Genomic DNA, 21478 nt, shown 5'->3' with positions numbered 1-21478 from the left:
TCTGCTTGGGAGGTGACAGCAATGAACGAATTCGAACAAAGCGCCGATAATCGGCGCGAGCAGCGGGACAAACGCGACAATCCGGATGGTATTCCGACGGAGAAAGAGAGCCTGTTCGACAAGTTCGTCAGCCAGCGTACGGTCGATTCGATCCCGGTTGAGGACAGGCACGTCGAGGATTGATAACGGTCGCGAAACAGATTCACGAAAGCCTTCCCGGTACCGGGAAGGCTTTTGGGCATTGTAGTCGACGGTCAAAGACTATAGGCGGTTGCGGTGATGGGACGAACTCTTCTCCGGTCATTGTTACCTTACTCCCTCTCCATGACAGGCATGCCAAGCATATGATCTGCAATACGTTCAATGGAGGAATGAGGCCCTGAAAAGTAAAACAGCTCAGAACGATCGGATGTTTGTCCCGGCTTCCAAATCGGCAGGGCAGGCGTATGATACTCCAGCTCTGCGAAGTTGCCGAACTGCCCGCCATCGTTGAATACTTGTACGCATGATCCGCGATAGGAGGACCGATCGGGAGGATAGTCCGGGTAAATCCCTGCAGGATGCACGGCAAACTGACGAATAATCAGCGTGCTTACGTCTTCACTGAGACGCCTGATGTAGCCAAATCGTCCTGTCGAGGCAATCGCGTCGAACGACAGCTTGAACTTGGCCGCCCCGCCGCATGGAATATGCGCGCCGCTACGCGAGATCTCGAGAGTTTCCGGCTGACTGTCGGCGAACATGTTGAGCGGCTGCGCACCGCCAAAAGTAGGGATCAGCGCTTCGCCGTCCGAGGGGAGCTGCAGGATGCTCCATAAGTTGCAATAACCGCTGCCTTCCGCCGCAGCAAGGTGGTCTGCATTCCCCAGCGGTTCCAGTGACAGTTCGGTTGTCGTTTCGCAGCCTGCATAGCTGACGGCAGGATCGGCCAGCGAAGCCGTAGAGCCATTATGGAGCAGCGGATTGGGCACAGGGGAGAATCGTTTTTTGATTTGAAATTGGATGGGCATGGCCGAGGTACGATGATGGAGCACGCCATCCATGCCGAGTCGAATTTCTTCTGTGGAAAGCGACTCCAGCGCCCAGTTGCCGGGGTCCAGAGAGCCGGGAACACTGTACTGGCCTTCGGAATCCATGAAGTATTCCAGCTCGGGGCTGATCCAGGTACGGTCTCCGCCTACATTCCAATGATCCGGAGAAGCGGCTTTGGCAGGCGTCCAAAATGGCAGGGGGGCATCGGATCGTCCGGGTACTAAGCCCAGAAGTCTCCCGCCTTTAGGCAACACCAGCAGGGAAGATCCGTCCTTCCCCTGCAAAGCAGCAATTTCACCGTGATGACGGTTCATTAGCAATTCGAGTTCAGTGGCCAAGCGGCGCAAGCTCCTTCCTAGCTAGCTTTGATTAAAACACAACAGGCAATCCTCGTCGCGAATATGGCTTCCCCAAATCTGAGCTACAGCTGTCTCATTATACGATCGAAGGGCTTTAATCAACTCCTGATGTTCTTTCGGCACCTTATGCAGATCAGGGAAAATGCCAGTGTTTTTAATAAAGTGCAGACGGAGCCGATTTACAATGCTGAGCCATATCTGTTGCGCATAGGATGTTTTGTCCAGCGCGATGATCCGCTCGTGGAAACGGATGTCCGCTTCGACAAGCGCAAATAAGTTTTGCTCTTCTGCGGCTTGCTTCATGTCGGCAACGATCTGCTCCAGATCGTTGAACAGCTCTTCGTCCAGCTGATTGTTATGCTGCTTTAGAACAAATAGCTCCAACTGCAGGCGAATCGGGATCAGCAACCCGACGACTTCATCCACCTGTACATCGGCGACTACCGTTTCCCGGTAAGGTTGACTGACGACAAGTCCAATCGCTTCCAGATCGCGTAACGCTTCGCGCAGCGGCCCGCGGCTGACCGACATTTGTGCAGAGATGTCCTGTTCTCGGAGCTTGTCGCCGGGCTTAAGATGCCCGCGCAGGATGGCGTCCCGAATATCGGAGAAGATCCGCTGCCGCAAGGACAAGTTTTCCTGACTTTTGAATTGATGTGGCTTCATCTATCGAATTCTCCCTTTAGTTCTATTTCCTAATAAGTATTATACGCGAATTTCGATATTCATTCAACGATCAATTGAAGATTGTTGACAATGTACAAAGAATGAAAGTATGATGGAGTTATTACCAGCAACGATAACAGGAGGAGGTCAGAGGGAATGAATGTACTTGCCATAGTGGCTCACCCCGATGATGCAGAAATATTGTGCGGCGGGACGTTGGCCAAATATGCCGCGCGCGGCGATCAGGTGACGATTGCGGTGTCAACAAACGGAGAAGTAGGGTCTCCCGTATTGCCTAAGGCTGAAATTGCGGAAATTCGGAGGCTGGAGGCGATTGCAGCGGCCGAGGTCATTGGGGCAAAGCTGCTCTGGCTAAATTATCCGGACGAGTTTCTGTTCGATACAGCCGAGGTCAGACTGGCTTTTATTGAAGCGATGCGCAGCAGCAAGGCCGATGTCGTCTTAACGCACTGGCCGCAGGATTTGTACAATCCCGACCATACGGTAACCGGGCAGGTGGCAAATGATGTGGCGATTATGACAACCGTACCCAACATCGTTACGGCGAGCGAACCGTTAAAAAAAATTCCCGTTGTCTATTTTGTCGATAGTGTGGCGGGTATCGGCTTCCACCCGGACGAATACGTGGACATTACGGAAACCATGAGTACAAAAAAAGAAATGCTGGGCAAACATGTCAGTCAGGTAGGCGATTGGCTGCAGGATCAATATGGCTCCAATGCGATCGAGATGATCGAAGTGATGTCGAGATTCCGCGGGATTCAGAGCGGCGTTCGTTATGCAGAAGGGTTCGTGCGGGCCAAGGCTTATCCCCGCAATTATACAGGATCCCTGCTGCCGCATTGACGCGCAAGGGATACGGAGCAACGGAGGGATGCGCAATGGGTCGGTTTAACGGCCGAACGGTCATAATTACGGGTGGAGCGACGGGCATCGGCCTGGAAACCTCCGAACATTTTGCCGCCGAAGGCGCAGATGTGGTCATGGCAGGACGCAGCGTCAAGAGCGGAACCGAGGCGTTGCTTCGGTTGGAACGTTACAAAGAACGAGTACATTTTATTGCGACCGATGTTTCCGTCGAGGAAGACGTAAAGCGGTTGGTCGAGCAGACGATGACGCTTACCGGACGGGTCGACGTGCTTGTCAACAATGCGGCGATGTTCTATGAAAGCGATTTTATGGAGGAAAGCACGGAGCGATGGCGGGCCGTTTTCGATACGATTGTGAACGGGGCTTACTGGTGCACCAAGTACGCGGCACGGGCGATGAAGGGAACGGGCGGCGGAGCCGTCGTCAACGTGTCTTCCATCAACGGAGTGCGGGCTCTGAAGAAGTCAAGCCACTACAATGCGGCCAAGGGTGCGCTTGACCAATTGACCCGCGGCACTGCGCTAGAGCTCTCGCCGCTCGGCATCCGCGTTAACGGCGTAGCGCCCGGCTTTATCGACACGGCGTTGTCGGTCATTGGCGGCGTCAATGAGCTGGAGACGGAGGACTTCAAGCGCTACTATGTAGGGCAGCGCAAGATCGCCCTCGCACGGCCCGGATTGCCGCATGAGGTCGCACGCGCGATTTTATTTCTCGCGTCGGAGGAAGCCTCTTACATTCAGGGAGCCATACTGCCGGTAGACGGCGGATTATCTATCACCTTCTAATAGGGGATATGAGGAAGAGAGGAAAAAATGCGATGACGGAACCACATCGAACGAATGGCGAGTGGCAGTCCATCAGTCCGGACATTCGCCGCAAGGTGCTTTCACCCGGAGAGCGGATGATGAGCATGCTAATCGATTTCAAGAAGGGCGGGTATGGCGCCGAGCACGCCCATCCGCATGAGCAGCTTGGCTTCGTTCTTTCAGGCAAAATTCGGATGAGGCTTGGCGGAGAAGAAAGGATAGTACACGCCGGTGAGCAGATCAATGTACCTGGCGACGTACCTCATGACGTGCTTGCGCTCGAAGATTCGCTTGTGCTGGAAACCTTTACGCCGCTGCGGCATGATTTGCTTGAAGCAGCCGGCATTATTATTCATAAGGAAACGGGGAATCAACCATGAAAATTACGGAAGTCGAAGCGATATATTTGCGATTGCCTGACCTGGATGCCAGCCAATGCGACGGTACGCAGGATACTTTAGTCATTCGAATACATACCGACGAAGGGATCTCGGGGATCGGAGAAGTGGATTCTTCTCCGCTCGTAGCCAAGGCCGTTGTAGACACGCCGCCCTCTCATTCGATTGCTACCGGTCTCAGAAGCTTGTTGATTGGCGAGAATCCATTCGAAATAGAGCGTTTGTGGGACAAAATGTATCGCGGAACCATCTACTTCGGCAGAAGCGGTCCCGCGCTGCACGCCATCAGCGGCGTGGATATGGCCTTGTGGGATATTGTAGGGAAAGCATCGAATCGGCCTGTCTGCGAGATGATGGGCGGCATCTTTAACAAGCGACTGAAAGCTTATGCCAGCGCTCTGATGCCGGAGACGATCGAAGAAGCGGTAGCGATGGCGGAAGGTTATGTGCAGCAGGGCTACCAATCGATGAAGTTCGGCTGGGGGCCCATCGGCCGCAACGCCAGGTTTGACGAAGCGCAGATCAAGGCGATCCGGCAGGCCGTTGGCGATGACATCGATATTATGATCGATGCCGGTCTCGCGTGGGATATTAAGGGGGCGCTGCGCATGGCCGAGGTATACGAGAAGTACGGCGTATATTGGCTGGAGGAGCCGGTGCACTCCAATGATCTTAACGGTTACCGTGAACTGGCCGATCGCTCCAAAATCATGATTGCCGGCGGCGAGCAGGAAGCCGGAAGATTGGCTTTCCAGCGTCTGCTGGACGAAGGGCATCTGGACATTATTCAGCCGGACCTTGGCAGAGTAGGCGGATTAACCGAGGGCAAGCGAATTGCTTATCTTGCTTACGACCGGCACAAGAAGGTCGTGCCGCATGCATTCAAGACGGGCATTCTTGTAGCAGCCAGCACTCATTTTGCAGCAGCCATTCCGAATGGTTTTATGATTGAGCATACGGTGTCTTCTTCTCCGCTCGCTCGCGATCTGGTCAGTCGGGAGATCGAGTTCAAGGACGGATACGTGACTGTGCCGGTTGACCGTCCGGGGCTGGGCGTAGAAATGGACGAGGAAGTTCTGAACCGTTATCGGGTGAACTAAAACCTCGGAAGCGGGATGAGTTGATTCGGGCAGGACCGTTTCGATTAGAGTTCAAAGGTGGGTTAGCTCATGAAAGCATTAATCTATGAAGGACCGCGCGTGATGAATATGAGGGAAGCGGACATCCCTGAACCGAAGGCGGATGAACTGCTCGTGCGAGTCTCCTATGCCGGCATATGCGGCTCCGAGCTTGGCGGATATTTGGGACATAACTCGCTCCGCAAGCCGCCGCTTATTATGGGTCATGAGTTTACCGGCATCGTGGAGCGCGCGGGAAGCCGTGCCTTGCATTGGCAGCCGGGGGACAGAGTGGTGGTCAATCCGCTCGTGACTTGCGGCGAATGCTCGTATTGCTTGAGCCGGCGGGAGCAGCTGTGCGAGTCGCGGGCGTTGCTAGGGGCACATCGTCCGGGAGCATTCGCAGAATATATCGCGGTGCCTGCGGACAATGTGCTTCGGCTGCCGGATTCCATATCTCTCGAGGACGGAGTGCTGACGGAGCCGCTTGCGTGCGCGGCGCATATCGGGCGATTGCTGCAGTGGAAGCCGCAAGATCGGCTGCTAATTTATGGGGCGGGCCCGATCGGTCTGTTCGTGCTGGCAGCAGCACGCATCAGCGGACTGCAAGAGATCGTCATCGTGGACATTAACGAAGAGCGGCTCGCGATTGCGAGCGCGATGGGCGGGCAAGGAGCCGTTGCCGCGGAGGGCGAATTCGATGCGGCAGTGGACGCGGTCGGTGCGTCCGTTACCCGTCAACGCTGCGTCGAAGCGGTTCGGTCAGGCGGGAAGGTCGTATTTACCGGCCTTCACGAAGCAGATAGCTTGCTGCCGATTAATGATATCATCCGACGCGAAATAACGTGCCGGGGCGCGTTTGCTTACGCGCCTCAAGATTTTACAGCAGCGCTCGACTGGCTGGAGCAGGGACGGGTGGACTTGTCGTCATGGATGCGCGTGCTGCCGCTTGAGCAAGGGGCGGCCGGCTTTGAGACGCTGCTTGGAAGTCCCGGCGGCATCGCCAAGATTTTGCTGAAGCCTTAATAGCAGAAGGGACTACGGGCGAGGCATAGATGAAGGAGGAATAAAGGGATGAAACTGCTGCAATTTTATGAGAAACGAGACGAGAAACGAAAGCTGAAAATTGGCGTATTGGGCGAAGGCAATATCGTTCGTCCAATTCGAACGGACGGCACGATGCGACCATTTATCGCGCGTCTGTCGGAAGTTGAGCCGTCGGAACGGGAGCTTGCGACATGGGTGGAAGAAGCCGAAGGATGGCCGCTGGAGGAGGTTGTGCTGCTATCGCCGCTGACCGATCCCGAGAAAATCATCTGTATCGGTCTGAACTATCATGACCATGTCATCGAGTCCGGCATGAAGGTGCCTTCCGTGCCCGTGCTGTTCCCCAAATATTCGAATTGTATCGCAGCGCATGAGCAGAGCATTGCAATTCCCGCAGAGGTCTCACAATGCGATTACGAGGTAGAGCTTGCGGTGGTCATCGGCAAGGAAGCGAAGCGGGTTTCGCGAGAGGAAGCGATGGATTATGTGTTCGGTTATACCGTGCTCAACGACGTAAGCGCGCGGGATATCCAGCTTAATGAGCCGCAATGGACGCGCGGCAAGACGATCGACGGCTTCGCTCCGATCGGGCCGTGGATTGTAACTGCGGACGAGCTTCCTCATCCCGGCAACCTGGCCATCAAGCTGAGACTGAACGGGAAACTGATGCAGAATTCCAATACAAGGGAGCTCATATTCGATATTCCCTATTTGATCTCATTCCTATCCAATACGATGACATTGAAGCCGGGCGATGTGATCAGCACGGGCACGCCACCAGGCGTCGGCATGGGACAGAAGCCGCAGGTGTGGCTGAAGCCGGGAGATATAGTCGAAGCGGAGATTGAAGGGATTGGCGTTTTGCGTAACAAGTTTGCTGCGGAAGCGGAATAGTCGATTCGAGTCACGCGAGTATGAAAAATCATACACAATGTCGCCGGAATGGTAGATTCGGGGCACGCGAGCATGAAAAATCATACACAATGGCGTCAGAATGATGGAGTCGAGGCACGCGAGTATGAAAAATCATACACAATGTCGCCGGAATGGTGGACTCGAGGCTCGCGAGTATGAAAAATCATACACAATGGCGTCGGAATAGTGGATTCGAGGCACGCGAGTATGAAAAATCATACACAATGGCGTCGGAACAGTAGATTCGAGGCACGCGAGTATGCATCCGAAACTTAAAATCACCCGTAAGGGTGATTTTTGATCTTTATAGAGATTAGAGATTCAATTTTTGTCCGAATCATACGATTTTGTCGTTGCTGTCTTGCTCCAGAGAATGGTAATGGGGGCAGCATTTATTCTCCGTTTGATGACGACAAATCGTGACTGTGGGAGATCGAAGACTTGGCGCATCTCGCACCCCTGGTATGCAGCATCCTCGAGCGAGGAAGAGCAACGTGTACACTGCAATAACGGATGCGTAATAATGGTGTCGGGCAGCTCTAGCATTTGCAACGTAGGGCCTCTATGACCTTTCGGTGCTCCATTTTTCCCGCCTGCTTTCCGAAGGTTGGTGGGTTTGAAAGAGGCTCCAAAATTCAGAAAGCAACAAGGCCCCATATAAAAAAGCGCCTAAAAGATAAGTGTCCGAAGGCGACGGCTCTAAAACAAGTAAGAGGCAGCCGACTAATGGGATGAGGATGCAAACACATGCATTGATGAAAATGAATTGTTTCACGCGCAAGGATTTAAGTCTATTTGTGTCCAAGGCCGTCCAACTCCTATTCGGTCCAGTTTAAATCACTTCCTCATTTTACCATACGAAGAAATTTAGAGGGATAGGAGATTTGTCAGGGCCTGATGGAGACTCGGGAAATATTCCTTGTATAGGTTTGAGGTAAGCAGAAAAAGGGGTAAGTAGATATACAATCTGCTTGGGAGGTGACAGCAATGAACGAATTCGAACGAAGCGCCGATAACCGGCGCGAGCAGCAGGGCAAGCGCGACAATCCGGAAGGTATTCCGACGGAGAATGAGAGTCTGTTCGATAAGTTTGTCAGCGAGCGCACGGTCGATCCGATCCCGGTTGAGGACCAGACCATCGAGCAACAAGACGAGAAGGACAAGGAGCGCACGAAACAGGATTCTCACAGCGAACGAAAGTACCGTACGGGAAATTGAGTGCGGTCTGGCTGAACAGATTTACCTGGTTCACTTCTTTTTCCAAGTGTTATCATAAAGTCGAACAGGATTAAAAAACCCACCTCTGGCGCTAACCGTTGAGTGGGTTTTTACTTTCTCTTGTTGTTAGAGTTAATTTAGGCTCTATCCTTTTCTTTCGTCTATAATTTCTTTAATTTGTTGAATATGTCTTTGTTCATGAATGAACAAGGATTCGAGCCATTCAATTAATAACATCTCTTTAAAAACAGGGTGTACAAAATGTCTTCTACTCAGCACTGAAGAATCTTCTATTGTACTTAAAAGTTCATGTAGCTTCTGTCTTGAATTGTTCAGTTTTTCTATAATCACTTGGTATTCCAATACTTCATTAGATGGTTTGGCAATTTCAGGTGCTTCTAATTTATTACTTCTGTCTAATAGACGTTCTACTGGTTTGTTTGCTATAAATGAATCTTCTTTGCTCTTTAATCCCTTCCTTATTGCTACGACATACAATTCCTCTGTGATATAGAGATGCTGACAGACCTGACTAATACTCCAACTTTCAAGGTCTTTTTGTTTATTTATATGATTACCATTCAAACTTGCAAGGATTACGAGTAACTCGGTTCTGGTTTCTTCCAATTTTTCAGTGATTTGTTGAAAATCCATAGAGGAAAACTCCTATCTTTAGTATTTTGCGGATATTTCCTATAACGTTTTATTTATGAACATCGCAAACTATCTATATTTAAGGGTATTCGTGCAGTGAATTAAACAATCCTGCCAATGAAAAAAAAGTTCGAGAAAGCACCTCTTATGAAGCCGATCGCGACGAGTTATAAACGATAATTTCCGTAATCTGGTTGAAAAAATATAGGTGTTTGCACGCAGACATCTTCCTCCTTATAATAGTGGGACGAACCATAGGCTGCTCGGGAGCCGGGACAACAGAGGGAGGTGAGCTCCAATTGAAAGCGTTTTATTCGAATTTGCGGATTAAATACAAGCTTGTCGGACTCATCTCGCTGATGATGCTGGTCATTGGCCTCGCCACTTATTTCGTCATGCGCTTCACGTTCGAGGCCTATGACGACGAGATCTACAGGCAGTCGGCCAGCGCGCTTAACAGCGCCTCGCTAGGAGTGGAGAAAGAGCTTCGCGACATGGAGAAGCTCACGTTCACGATCGCGACCGACGGCTCCATACAGAGATATCTGGACGTTATCAAGCAAGGCGGCTCGGATTACGACAACTTTCTGGTGGCGAACAGTCTGCAGGAGCGGCTGCTTTCGATCGGCGGCTTCGCGAAGTACGTGCTGTCGTTCCACCTTATTGACGTGTACCAGCGGGAGTATAAGCACGGCGCCAATGCGAACATGCTGTCAGCCGCGCGAATAGAAGAGGTTATAGCCGAGACGGAGCGGAATACCGGCGGGATCAGCTACATTTTTCCCGAGAACGGGGATGGCGCCTTGATTGCGGGAAGGCAGATCCGTCAAGTACGGAATCTCGAGCTGGATATTTTGGGTACGCTAGCGGTCAGGTTGGATCTGGCCAGACTGTTTCGCGATCTGGCTGGTCCCGTGAATCAAGGAGACGGCATGTTCGCGATTCTGGCGGGGGACGGGCAGTCCGTATACCCCACCAACCCCAGCATCGATGTCAGCGCCTTGAACGTCTCCCATAGAGACGGAAGCGGGTACGAGATGAGAGAAGTGAACGGCGAGCGCTTCTTCATCACCTACGTACCGTCGAGCTACATGGATTGGACTTATCTCAATATCCAGCCCTATGACGCGATCTTCCGCAAGACGGAGGCGGCCAAGCAGTCCGTGTTTGTCATTTACCTCATTGTGTTCTTGCTCGTGCTCATGGCGGCGCTGTGGTTCTCCCGTTCCGTGACAGCTCCTATCGAGCGCCTTAGCGACCGGATGAAGCGGGTGCAGATGGGACACTTCGAGTACGCGCTGCTGCCGGGAGAGAGAGAACCGGCCATGGACGAGGCTGGGCTGCTGCACCGCAACTTCCGCATTATGGTGGAGCGCATCAACGAGCTGATCAATGAAAATTACGTCAAGCAGCTGGCGATCAAGGATACGGAGTTCAAAGCGCTGCAGGCGCAAATCAACCCCCATTTCCTATACAACACGCTGGAATCCATCAACTGGTCGGCAAAGGCGGTGGGGCATAAGCAAATTTCCGTGATGGTGGAATCGCTCGGTTATTTGCTTCGCAGTTCCATCAGCGGCAAGGAGCCTCTTGTTCCGCTTCAGGAAGAGATGGCGACGATCGGTCATTATATATCGATTCAGGAGATTCGATTCGAGGAACGCTTGGACTTCCGCAGTCATATCCCGGCTCGGCTGAATGACTGTCTGGTGCCGAAGCTGTCGGTGCAGCCTATCGTGGAAAATGCGATTCAATACGCGCTGGAGCCGATGATCGATACTTGCGTTATTACTGTAGAGGCGGAGGAAAGCGGCGGCATTATGCGGCTTACGGTCTCGGATAACGGTCCGGGCATCCAACATGACGTGCTCGCCCGTCTGGATTCGGGAGAATTGGTGCCGCGAGGAACAGGGATAGGCCTCCGAAATATCGATGAACGGATCAGGCTGCTGTTCGGAGAAGGCTATGGCCTCGAGGTGGGAGACAATAAAGGCGGAGGGACGCGGATTACGCTCGTACTGCCCGTAGAAATGAGGGATCCACATGTATAAAGTGCTGATTGTCGACGATGAAAGAATTATTTTGGAGGGGATTGCCGGTCTCATGGATTGGGCAAAATATGGAACGGAGCTGGCCGGAACGGCGCGCAACGGACTGGAAGCGCTGGCGTTTATTGAGGAGCATGCCCCCGACATCGTCATCAGCGATATCCGGATGCCGGGCATGGACGGGCTCAAGCTGGCGGAGCGGACGCGGGAGCTGTTTCCGTCGATCGCCTTTATTATGTTGTCCGGCTTTGGCGAATTCGATTACGCGAGAAAGGCGATGCAGTATGGCGTAAAACATTATTTGCTGAAGCCGTGCAACGAGAATACAATCGGCGAAGCTTTGTCCGAGGTGGTCGCGGGGCTGGGCGAGCAGAAGCGGAAGACGCAGTTCCTGGAAAATCTGCAACAGGAGCTCCGTCAGGTGCTGCCAAGCGCGAAGGAGCAGTTCCTCAAGGAGCTTGTCACGAACAAGATGTACGGGCGCGGAGACTGGGAGCGATACAAGGAGCTGTTTGGCATCGAGGTGGAAAATGCCGAAGCCCGGCTGCTGCTGTTGCAGTTGGAAGGACAATTCGAATTCGAGCAGCTGTTCGCGCTCAAGAACATCGCGGAGGACTTGATCGAGCGGTCCAATCTTGTGCTGAGCACAACGATTGGCAATCAGACGCTGCTGCTTGTCCGAAATACCTACGCCGAAGAGAGGCTGCTGGCTGTTCTTCACGATATACGCAACACATTCAAAGGGTATTACCGGCTTGACGCGACGATCGCGGTCAGCGATCCCGGACCGCTTACGGACGCTCGCCGCATGTATCTGGAGACGCTGAGATGTATGAGCTTCCGCTTTTATCTCGGCGAAGGCAGCATTATCACGGTCCGCGATACTGGAGAGGACAAAAGCGGGCTTGCTCCCGAACAGGAGCAGCTGATGGCGGCATTTGCAACGCCGGTTCCTTCAACGGGCGAAGAGAGCGGATTTTTGTACGACGATGCCCGTTTATGCCTGTTTGCGAAGTCCGGCCATCTGGATGCCGTCATGCAGGAGCTGGACGAGGTGTTTAGATCGCTGGAGGAGCATCGCTTCGATGATTTGACGGTAAAGTCCTATCTCATCCCTCTTTACGTAGCTCTTATTCGTCAGGCTGATCCTTCGTCCATGAACGAACATCTGAAGGAGCTTGGCCGGTTGGAGGGCATCGCGACCATGCAAGGATTGAAGACGTTCGTGAAGGAGAAAGCGAGGTTGATCTGTCAGAGCAACTACGACAATCAAAAGCGCCGGCATTCCTCCATCATCGGGCAGATCCACGAGATCGTCGAAGCGCATATCGGCAATCCGGACTTGTCGCTGCAATGGGTGGCGAGCGAGATTCTCTATATGAACGCCGATTATTTAGGCAAGCTGTTTCGTAAGGAGACGGGAGAGAAGTTCTCCAACTATGTCATGAAGGCGCGGATGGAAAGGGCCGTGGAGCTGATCGGATCCGGCGGCGACGTGAAAGTGTTCGAGCTCGCGGAGAAGCTGGGTTTTGGCGATAATCCACAATATTTCAGCCAGGTGTTCAAAAAATATACGGGCGTTTCGCCCTCCGAATATAAGAGGTTGCCTTGACGGAACCTCTGTTTTTTATACAAAGAGACCTGTTATTTACATTCCTTCAAAGGGCTTCAGCCTATAAAATTAGCAATGTAAACACTTACAAAACAAGTGAAGCACGGAAGGGGAGCCAGACATGAGAAAATGGTTAACGGCAGTTCTTGCATGTACGGTAGCGTTCTCGCTCGCAGCTTGCGCCGGAGGGAACGGCAATTCGGCGGATCCGACAAGTACATCCACCAGCAACGGAGGCGCGTCGACGGATAAACCCAAAAACGTAACGCTCCGCATGGCCTGGTGGGGTGGGCAGCCACGTCACGATTACACGCTGGAAGTCATCAAGATGTACGAGGCGCAGAACCCTCACGTAAAGATCGAGCCTGAATACGCCAACTTCGACGATTACTGGAAGAAGCTTGCTCCGCAAGCGGCGGCTAACGAGCTTCCCGATATTCTTCAGATGGATATCTCTTATCTGGCTCAATATGGTTCCAAAAACCAGCTGGCCGACCTGACCCCGTTCCTGAACGCGGGCATCGACACGGCAAACATCTCGGAGAACGCGATATCCGGCGGTCGCATCGGCGATAAGCTGTTCGGCTTCAACATCGGCGTCAACGCGGTCAACTTCCAGTATGACCCCGAGTTGCTTAAGAAGCTTGGCGTAGACAAACCGGACGAAAACTGGAACTGGGACGACTACTATGCACTGGCTGGCAAAGCGAAGGAAGCGGGACTGTACTTCGACAACGGCTTCCGCCCGGAAGTATTCTTTGGCTACTACCTCCGTACGAAAGGTCAGCATCTCTACAACGCGGAAGGCACCGCGCTTGGCTATGAGGACGATCAGTTGTTCGTCGATTTCTTTAAGCCGCTGGCTCAGCTCGTGAAGGACGGCGACACGCCTGCTCCGGACGTGAAGGCGCAGATCAAAGGCGTAGAAGACGACATGCTCGTGAAAGGCCAACAGGTCGGCATCTTCCAATGGACGAACCAATTCGTCGGCATTCAGCAAGTGGCAAACCGCCCGCTGGAGATGGCGCATATGCCAGGTCCCGATAGAGAAAAAGGGCTGTATCTGAAGCCAAGCATGTACTTCTCCATCTCCCAGAACTCCAAGGTGAAGGAAGAAGCAGCCAAGTTCATCGACTTCTGGGTCAACAACGTGGAAGCGAACAAGCTGATCAAAGGCGACCGCGGCGTGCCGGTCAATTCGACGGTTATCGATGCCATTAAGTCGGACCTCGCTCCGGCGCAGGTTCAAGTATTCGACTACGTTTCCTGGGCGCAAGAGAACAGCTCCCCGATGGATCCTCCGGATCCGGTCGGCACGGCGGAAATCATCCAGCTGTTCATGACGCTGACGGAGCAGATGGACTTCCAGCAGTTGACTCCTGAAGACGCGGCGAAGCAATTCCGCGAAGAAGCGAACGCTATTTTGGGCAAGAACAAATAGGAATGTCATAGGCAACGCTCCGCGGCGGACGTCTGAATAAACGGCCGCCGCGGTCATTAAATCCCAGTTCATAAAGTCCGGTTCTCCGTACAAGTATGCAACATCGAAGTAACTTCCAGGCATACTTCGTAAAGGGGAGTGGACACTTATTAAGTCAGCGGGAGTTGGATAGTATGAGAACGGCATGGAAAAATCAGCTGACCGGTTACGCATTCATAAGCCCGTTCATTATCGGGTTTCTAGCCTTCACCCTGATTCCCATTATCGCGTCGCTGTATCTGTCGATGACGGATTACGATTTGTTCACCACGCCCGGCTGGATCGGGCTCGATAACTACGTGGAGATGTTTACGAAGGACAAGAAGTATTGGCAGTCGCTTAAGGTCACGTTCCTCTATGTATTCATCGGGGTGCCTCTGCGGTTGGCGTTCGCGCTTATGGTCGCCATGCTTCTGAACACGGCTTCGAAGGCAATCGGGTTATACCGTACTATATATTATTTGCCCTCCATCATAGGAGGAAGCGTCGCGGTATCCATCATGTGGCGCAACATCTACGGCGATCAAGGCATCATCAATCTGCTGCTGAACTCGCTGGGTCTCGACAGCGTACGCTGGTTCGCGGATCCGCTGGCTGCGCTCTGGATGCTGATCACGCTCTCCGTCTGGCAGTTCGGCTCGTCCATGCTGATCTTTCTGGCTGGTCTGAAAAACATTCCGCGTCCGCTGTACGAAGCAGCCAGCGTAGACGGGGCGAATGCCTTCCATCGGTTCTTTAAAATCACGATTCCGATGCTGACGCCGATCATCCTGTTCAACGCGATTATGCAGACGATCGGGGCATTCATGACGTTCGTGCCGGCTTACATTATTTCCAAAGGCACGGGCGGACCGCTCGACGGCACGCTGCTGTACTCGCTGTATCTGTTCCGCCAAGGTTTCCAATTCTTTGATATGGGATATGCATCCGCGATGGCTTGGGTTATGCTCATCATCGTCGCCGTGCTCACGTCGGTCCTGTTCCTGTCATCAAAGTTCTGGGTGCATTACGAGTCGAAGGAGGGGTAAGCGATGGCCGATCAATCTTCAGGGCGGACGGCATCCGTTTCTCCCGGCGGCATGGGGCTGAGCAAGAGACCGAAGGGCAAGTCCCGCGAGCTCTCGCCTGCCAAAACGTTTAAGTGGACGATCTATCATCTGTTCGCTGCCGGCGGAGCTATCATCATGGTGTATCCCGTCATCTGGCTGCTCATGAGCTCGTTCAAGCCGAGCGACAAAATCTTTGTTACATCAGACAGTCTTATCCCGGATCCATGGATCTGGAGCAACTATACGCAAGGCTGGGAAGGCATTGGCGGCTATTCGTTCGGCACCTTCATCTGGAACTCGCTGGTGCTCGTCGTGCTTGCTACGATCGGCGCGGTTATTTCTTCAGCGTTCGTCGCTTTCGGGTTCGCGAGGCTGAAATTCTGGGGCAGCGCATTCTGGTTCACGATCATGATGATTACGCTTATGCTGCCGCATGACGTCGTGCTTGTCCCGCAATACATTCTCTTCTCCAAGCTGGGCTGGCTGAATTCCATCAATCCTATTGTTATCCCGGCGTATTTCGGCATGCCGTTCTTTATCTTCCTGATGGTGCAGTTCATCCATACCATCCCGAGAGAGATGGACGAAGCGGCGACGATCGACGGCTGCGGCAAGTTTAAGCTGTTCTACCGAATCATTATTCCGCTGATCGCTCCTGCGCTGGCAACGGCAGCGATCTTCTCCTTCTACTGGAGATGGGAGGATCTTATCGGGCCGGTGCTGTATCTGAACAAGCCGTCTCTCTACCCGGTATCGATGGCGCTCAAGATGTTCCTCGATGCGGATACGTTGTCGAACTGGGGCGCGATGTTCGCGATGTCCATCGTCAGCCTGCTGCCCGTCATCGGCGTATTCTTCCTTTTCCAGAAGCATATCGTGGAGGGCATTAGTACGAGCGGATTAAAGTAACCAAGTCTGGCTGCAGCCATGGAAAAGTTAAGCACAGGGTGTAAAATCCGAACAAAAAACCACTTCCTAAGACTAGGTTGTGGTTTCTTCTTTGTTCCAGTTCCGTTTGAACTCGCGTATTTGTTTGACCGTATCGACCTGCCTGGCCATATAATAAGCATGCTGTTGTGGCGTTAAATCGTGATGATAAATCTTCCCGACTGTAAAATAGGTTTCTTCAAAGTAATCTGCGATTTCTTTATCCGTTAACCTGTTTCCAACAATTTCTCGGAATAAGGGTTTTACGATCGAACGGTCATCTTTTACCCATTCTTTGATTCCTCTTAATTGTCGTTTTGCAGGACGATAGTGCGACAGCACTTTATGCATTCTTCCTTGGCTATTTTTACGAAGATGGGTTTTAATTAAAACCATATCGTCTGATCCTTTAGACTTAGTGGTAGTCATCTCAATTCACCCCACTTAATGAAATCATTGCTCCATGTTGAAACGATACCTTTATCTTTATTGTACCACGTTTCTGCAATAAATAAACCATCCAATGTCAGCATTGCATTTAAATCAGGATTATGAAAACTCAATTGATTTCCTAGACCTAATCCTTGCAAAGTTTGACCGCCTTGTGTCTTTGTTATTGCTTCTTGAAACCAAATAACGGATTCTTCAGTGACTTTATTCAAAAAAAGCTTTTTGAAATCAACCATTACTTTGCTGATCTTATTATCAGCCATCAGTCCAACAATAATATCTGGATGATTGCCGAATCTTTTTAAACAATCACAATTATTATATTCACTATGAATTCGATGGCGAAGTATAAATTCAGACCATTCGTAACATTCCCCGCCAAATATTTGAATATCATATTGGTCCACATCAACCAACTTGTCTATCTTATAACGAACAACAACGGGGGTCTTTTCTTTAACGTTCTTAATATTAAGGTTAAAATAGGCGTCTCTTTGCTCGTCATTGAATTTATTTTCCTCGAACTGTTCTTCGTCGAATTCATAACAACGAGTTGCCCATATCTGTGATTGCGCTATATCAATTGTAGTATATAATCCAGACCCAAAATCCTTATTCTTTGAGTACTTTATTAAGGCATCAACCGATATGGCCTGTTCAAATTTCACGGCAATATCAAAGCTTGTGCCATGATAAACGAAGTCAGGCAAGAACAATTTAACTCCCATGTCAAAACCCCCAAATTATGTATTTCTTCTATAATCTATCATAGAACATATGATTGCTAAATGAAAAGCTAGAAGCAATTTAAAAAGCATCCTCCCATGGCAAATTGCCCTGGGAGGATGCTTTTTAATTGTTATGTCGCTCAGGCAACCCGAACGTGACCCGGACCCTATACCCGGAACCTGCTCACCGCCGTATTAAGCTCAGAGGCAAGCGTGCGCAGCTGCTCGGCTGCGCCGGCGACTTCTTCGACGGAGGCAAGCTGCTCCTCGGATGCCGCAGCGACTTGCTGCGAATGGCCTGCCGATGTTTGCGCGATACGGGCCAGCTCTTCGAGCGTAGCTGCGATTTGCTCGCTGCTGGCGGACATTTGCTCCGAAGCCGCGGATACCTCCTGAACCTGCGAGCTGACCTCTTCTACGGCTACCAGAATGGAGCGGAACGAATCGCCGGAGCCGCCAGCCAGACTCGTGCACTCTCTCGCTTCGGAAGCCGAAGTCTCGAGCGATTTGGACAGCGTGCCCGAGCGCGTGCTGATCGCTTGGAGTATCTCCGCGATCTCCTCCGACGATTCTCTGGAACGCTCGGCCAGCTTGCGAATCTCGGTGGCGACGACGGCAAAGCCATTGCCATGCTCGCCGGCGCGCGCCGCTTCGATCGAAGCGTTGAGCGCAAGCAGATTCGTCTGGCCCGCTACCTCGCTGATGTGGGACAGAATGTCGCCGATGCGATTGCTGTATTCGTTGAGCTCGCGCATGGATTCCGCCGCGAAGATGATGTGCTGCTCCAGCCGTTCGATCTGCCCCGTCGTACGGTCGATGATGATGCCGCCTTCCGCCGCCAGCTTCGCCGTATCGATGGCCAGCTCCGACACGACGCCGGATGATTCCGCGATGCGCTGAATGCCTACCGCCATCTCGGTCATCGCGGTCTGGCATTCCTGCGAGCTGATCAGCTGCGTCTCCGTGCCGACTGCCACGTTCTGGATCGACTCCGTAATTTCGTTTGTTGCCTGCGCCGTTTGGGTAGCCGTCTCCTTTAAATTAAGAGAAGACTCCCCCACCTCTCGAGCGGATTGCTGGATGTTGATCGTGAGTCCCCGAAGACTGCTGATCATCTCGTTAAAGGATTCCGCCGCCTGTCCGATTTCGTTGCCATTCGTTACGGGGACGGAAGCGGTCAAGTCTCCGCCTGCGGCCAGCTTGGCGTTGTCTCTTAGATTTTGCAGAGGGCGGATGGCCATGCGCAGAAGCGGAATCATGATGCCGATGGCAAGCGCGGCGGCAATGAGGCCCAGGGCAACCGCGCGAAGGAGCATTGTACTCATGCGCGCTTCGACTTTGTCATAATCGAAGTCTATGCCAAATACGGCGATAGGCTCTCCTTTGACATTCAGAATTGGTGCCAAATAGGTAATCCAAGTGCCGAAACCATCTTCGAAAGGTGCGCTTAACCCGTGGTTACCTGAAAGGGCTTCGTCGAAGTGGTTGAAAATGATGCTGCCAGCTTCGTAAGGCGCGGTCAGCGTTTCGGGACCGCCAAAGGAGTCGCTGATTTGGAGAAAATACAGTTGATGAGATCCGTTCAGGCTTGTGGTTTTAGCAGAAAAATAATAGGCGTTCGTAATCGTGTCATCGTCTGTCATGCCGTTAAGCAGTCTTTTTGTAATGGAACCTTCGTTGTCCGGGATCGGTTGGCCCGAGTTGACTGCGTTTGCCATAGGCTCAATCACACTGATGTTGGCTTGCGTCTGAGCCCTCAGCGTTCTGCCAAGCTGTTCGAATTCGTGATAAGCGGCTTCTTTCTGCGCAAGATACATGACCGTTGCCATAATTGCAATGATGATCAGGAAGAGAACGGATAAAACGATCGAACTGGTTGCGAGCAAACTTTTTTGCTTCAGCCATTTGAACAATTCAAAACACCCCGCTTGAAGTTTTAACTCCATTATAATGACTAATTGTTAGCGAATTACGTAACCAATCGTTTGATTTGTATTAAGAACCCCCCGATTCGATAAGGAGACGATACAGCAGTAAATCACAATCCGGCCACATTGTTGGCTGATCACTCAAAATTATTTTTTTTATTTAAACGGATCGACAGAATCCGACAAAATCACCATAAAAAAGAGATAAAATAAGAACGCATGTTCTTAGATTGGTTGTTAAAGGCCCTTTTCATCTCCTTGTATTGTACAAACACCGTTCCGATTTCTAGTAATTCACATACTTTAAAGAAACCAAACTATGAGCGACGTAAACTATTACAAGAAGGAATTGCAACGAATAGCCTGGCGTTTGCAGTATAAAGCACGAAGTACACGCAAGCGTGAGTGTTCATGGATGGAACACAACCATCCGTATTATCATCCTTTCGAAATGGTTGATAATCGCATATTTGTTCAGCAACTACTGGCTGAAATTCAGCTTGGCATTGGGCGTAAGATCATTCATGGTCCTTTTATAAAGAACCAAACCGAAACACAATTGGCAAAGGAATTAAATATATCGCAACAGGGGGTCAATAAGTGGAAAAGGAAAACCCTCAAGTCGCTCTCACAGAAGATGAGTTTATGAGCTTGGTGAGCCAAGCCCAAAACCAAGATCCGGACGCTATGCTGAAAGATGCCCTGCAACACATGCGTCTCGCCTTAATTGAACTGTTCCAAGAGGCCCTTCCCTGTTAAAGATGAGGGACAGGCATAAGACTCGAAGACCGTCCGATCCGTTTTCTTTAGCAATTGGCTGAAGCTCTCTGCCCACAATGTCGTTTTTTCGGCAGCGCCTTGATTGGTCAGCCCCGAACTAGACGAGTTGTAGAAGAATTTATAAATAAAGCACAACCAGGGTGTAATGAACGTCGTGGCATAAGAGATAGGTTCGCTTGGCCACTGCGCTTGCTACTTCAAGCGACTGTTCAAACCCGAATTTCTTTACCTGGAGCCCACGGACTTCACAATTGCCACAAAAGAAGGTTCTGGAACAGGCATTGACGACAGCCTTCTTTACGTTATGGACGGAGGTCATCATCAATTTCTGTTAGAATAAGCAAGTTTCTCGGCAAAGACACAAGCAACTGTATACCTCAGAGGGGCATCCAATAATCCTGCAGTAGATGGGTCTCCGATTATTGACTGGGAGTACAATGTAGTAATAAACAGTAACGGGACGGTTTCTGTTACTGGTAAGCATGATGGTTTTCCTTGCCATGAGATATGGAAAAAAGTAGACTCCAATGTACCTAAAGCCCTATATACCTTTCAAAAAACTAACCTTTCTGCTCTTTTCGGTGATATGGAGCGTTCGGTAAATGTATCCGGATAATTTATATCAATGAATACAAAACCGACCGTTTAACGGTCGGTTTTGCTCACCCTTGGAATTTATAGATTTAATTATTTAATGTTAACGAGGCGCTAGCGCTAATATCAAATGGATAGTCATATTTTAATTTGTTCTGCCTGTCACTTTTATTGAACACTATTGAAACTAAACTAAAACCCAAACCAAAAGTTATCCCGGTTGAGGCAAACATTATATGCAATAGCTGGGCTTCGGATGAAAATAAACTGCCGCCACCAAGCATTCCCACGAAGAATAAAGTTGGTAGCCAAAAAATTAGCGAACAACAAATCGGATATAGGGAATAGCGGAGGAAGGGACGATTCACAATATGCCTGATAATGTACCATATAAAAAGGTATATGAGGCCTGTCGGAACATAGGCAAATACCGTCCAAAGTACCGTCGCATGAGTGTCCCCACCCAGTCGTTCCCCCGAGATTGCCCAAAGAGCATTCTTGTACATTTGAAAGCCAATCCAATACGATACGACATATACAATTAATATACATAGATATTTTAAAAAGCGCATAACTTGCTCCACCTCCACTTAAAAAACTAAATCGTGTCTAGAATGTAATATCAAATATTACATAGATTATAGCTCCACACCCAAAGAATGAGTAGTTCTAACATTTGTAGTACCCCATCTATTACCCACTTTGCAGCTCGTTAGCTTAATAAAGCATCGTCAGTCTAAAACTTTATTTTCTTTTGTACAGTTATCACAGTCCCGGT

Annotated in this window: 20 protein-coding genes and 1 pseudogene; 15 read left to right on the top strand and 6 right to left on the bottom strand. The window is 50.9% G+C overall.

Annotated elements, in window-relative coordinates:
- The first annotated feature begins 21 nt into the window (after positions 1-21).
- Positions 22-183 carry a hypothetical protein gene (locus KJW29_RS20735; protein ID WP_214625997.1) on the top strand — a complete coding sequence of 54 codons (162 nt, stop codon included), beginning with the start codon at positions 22-24 and terminating at the stop codon, positions 181-183.
- A 128-nt stretch (positions 184-311) separates the two neighbouring features.
- Here the strand turns inward: KJW29_RS20735 and KJW29_RS20730 are convergent, their stop codons facing one another.
- Together KJW29_RS20730 and KJW29_RS20725 are read right to left on the bottom strand one after the other, a co-directional pair.
- On the bottom strand, positions 312-1370 hold the full coding sequence (locus KJW29_RS20730) for a DUF6786 family protein (RefSeq protein WP_214625996.1): 1059 nt from the start codon (positions 1368-1370) through the stop codon (positions 312-314).
- A 21-nt stretch (positions 1371-1391) separates the two neighbouring features.
- Complete coding sequence (locus KJW29_RS20725) at positions 1392-2057, bottom strand: GntR family transcriptional regulator (protein WP_187101889.1); 666 nt, start codon at positions 2055-2057, stop codon at positions 1392-1394.
- A gap of 156 nt (positions 2058-2213) precedes the next feature.
- Between KJW29_RS20725 and KJW29_RS20720 the strand changes: the two genes are divergently transcribed.
- The 7 genes from KJW29_RS20720 to KJW29_RS20690 all read left to right on the top strand — a co-directional run bounded on the left by KJW29_RS20720 (position 2214) and on the right by KJW29_RS20690 (position 8450).
- Positions 2214-2924 carry a PIG-L deacetylase family protein gene (locus KJW29_RS20720; RefSeq protein WP_214625995.1) on the top strand — a complete coding sequence of 237 codons (711 nt, stop codon included), beginning with the start codon at positions 2214-2216 and terminating at the stop codon, positions 2922-2924.
- A gap of 35 nt (positions 2925-2959) precedes the next feature.
- Complete coding sequence (locus KJW29_RS20715; protein ID WP_214625994.1) at positions 2960-3733, top strand: SDR family NAD(P)-dependent oxidoreductase; 774 nt, start codon at positions 2960-2962, stop codon at positions 3731-3733.
- Positions 3734-3765: 32 nt separating this feature from the next.
- The gene (locus tag KJW29_RS20710) at positions 3766-4134 is read left to right on the top strand and encodes a cupin domain-containing protein (RefSeq protein ID WP_214625993.1); all 369 of its coding nucleotides are present in this window, start codon (positions 3766-3768) and stop codon (positions 4132-4134) included.
- Complete coding sequence (locus KJW29_RS20705; RefSeq protein ID WP_214625992.1) at positions 4131-5252, top strand: mandelate racemase/muconate lactonizing enzyme family protein; 1122 nt, start codon at positions 4131-4133, stop codon at positions 5250-5252. Before KJW29_RS20710 ends, KJW29_RS20705 begins: the two co-directional genes overlap by 4 nt.
- Positions 5253-5321: 69 nt before the next feature.
- Positions 5322-6296 (top strand): zinc-dependent alcohol dehydrogenase, encoded by a 975-nt coding sequence (locus KJW29_RS20700; RefSeq protein WP_214625991.1) that lies wholly within the window; start codon positions 5322-5324, stop codon positions 6294-6296.
- Between the two features lie 48 nt (positions 6297-6344).
- Positions 6345-7211, top strand: coding sequence for a fumarylacetoacetate hydrolase family protein (locus tag KJW29_RS20695; protein ID WP_214625990.1), 867 nt, complete (start codon positions 6345-6347; stop codon positions 7209-7211).
- A gap of 1008 nt (positions 7212-8219) precedes the next feature.
- Positions 8220-8450, top strand: a complete 231-nt coding sequence (locus KJW29_RS20690) for a hypothetical protein (protein ID WP_087571860.1) — start codon at positions 8220-8222, stop codon at positions 8448-8450.
- A gap of 144 nt (positions 8451-8594) precedes the next feature.
- Here KJW29_RS20690 and KJW29_RS20685 read toward each other — a convergent pair whose 3' ends face one another.
- Positions 8595-9104: a DinB family protein gene (locus KJW29_RS20685; protein ID WP_214625989.1), complete on the bottom strand. Its 510-nt coding sequence runs from the start codon at positions 9102-9104 to the stop codon at positions 8595-8597.
- A 299-nt stretch (positions 9105-9403) separates the two neighbouring features.
- On the opposite strand from KJW29_RS20685, the gene KJW29_RS20680 reads away from it, so the two are divergent.
- From KJW29_RS20680 to KJW29_RS20660, 5 genes are all read left to right on the top strand, one after another.
- On the top strand, positions 9404-11155 hold the full coding sequence (locus KJW29_RS20680; protein ID WP_214625988.1) for a sensor histidine kinase: 1752 nt from the start codon (positions 9404-9406) through the stop codon (positions 11153-11155).
- On the top strand, positions 11148-12764 hold the full coding sequence (locus KJW29_RS20675; RefSeq protein WP_214625987.1) for a response regulator transcription factor: 1617 nt from the start codon (positions 11148-11150) through the stop codon (positions 12762-12764). The genes KJW29_RS20680 and KJW29_RS20675 overlap by 8 nt, the downstream gene beginning before the upstream one ends.
- 121 nt (positions 12765-12885) lie before the next feature.
- Complete coding sequence (locus KJW29_RS20670) at positions 12886-14205, top strand: ABC transporter substrate-binding protein (RefSeq protein ID WP_214625986.1); 1320 nt, start codon at positions 12886-12888, stop codon at positions 14203-14205.
- Between the two features lie 173 nt (positions 14206-14378).
- Positions 14379-15272 (top strand): carbohydrate ABC transporter permease, encoded by an 894-nt coding sequence (locus KJW29_RS20665; protein WP_087571912.1) that lies wholly within the window; start codon positions 14379-14381, stop codon positions 15270-15272.
- A 51-nt stretch (positions 15273-15323) separates the two neighbouring features.
- Positions 15324-16202: a carbohydrate ABC transporter permease gene (locus KJW29_RS20660; RefSeq protein WP_108995473.1), complete on the top strand. Its 879-nt coding sequence runs from the start codon at positions 15324-15326 to the stop codon at positions 16200-16202.
- Between the two features lie 72 nt (positions 16203-16274).
- Here KJW29_RS20660 and KJW29_RS20655 read toward each other — a convergent pair whose 3' ends face one another.
- From KJW29_RS20655 to KJW29_RS20645, 3 genes are all read right to left on the bottom strand, one after another.
- Entirely contained in the window at positions 16275-16649 is a 375-nt protein-coding gene (locus tag KJW29_RS20655; protein WP_214625985.1) for a hypothetical protein, read from the bottom strand.
- Positions 16646-17398 (bottom strand): DUF3990 domain-containing protein, encoded by a 753-nt coding sequence (locus KJW29_RS20650; RefSeq protein ID WP_214625984.1) that lies wholly within the window; start codon positions 17396-17398, stop codon positions 16646-16648. The genes KJW29_RS20655 and KJW29_RS20650 overlap by 4 nt, the downstream gene beginning before the upstream one ends.
- 167 nt (positions 17399-17565) lie before the next feature.
- Complete coding sequence (locus KJW29_RS20645) at positions 17566-19311, bottom strand: methyl-accepting chemotaxis protein (protein ID WP_214625983.1); 1746 nt, start codon at positions 19309-19311, stop codon at positions 17566-17568.
- Between the two features lie 615 nt (positions 19312-19926).
- Between KJW29_RS20645 and KJW29_RS20640 the strand changes: the two genes are divergently transcribed.
- Together KJW29_RS20640 and KJW29_RS36875 are read left to right on the top strand one after the other, a co-directional pair.
- Positions 19927-20085, top strand: a complete 159-nt coding sequence (locus KJW29_RS20640) for a hypothetical protein (protein ID WP_214625982.1) — start codon at positions 19927-19929, stop codon at positions 20083-20085.
- A 406-nt stretch (positions 20086-20491) separates the two neighbouring features.
- Positions 20492-20722 (top strand): annotated as a pseudogene (locus KJW29_RS36875) (DUF3238 domain-containing protein); the annotation flags it as partial.
- Between the last annotated feature and the right edge of the window lie 756 nt (positions 20723-21478).

It is taken from the genome of Paenibacillus agaridevorans (genome assembly GCF_018604145.1).
In the GTDB taxonomy this organism is placed as follows: domain Bacteria; phylum Bacillota; class Bacilli; order Paenibacillales; family Paenibacillaceae; genus Pristimantibacillus; species Pristimantibacillus agaridevorans.
This window is presented reverse-complemented; position numbering and strand designations above follow the sequence as displayed.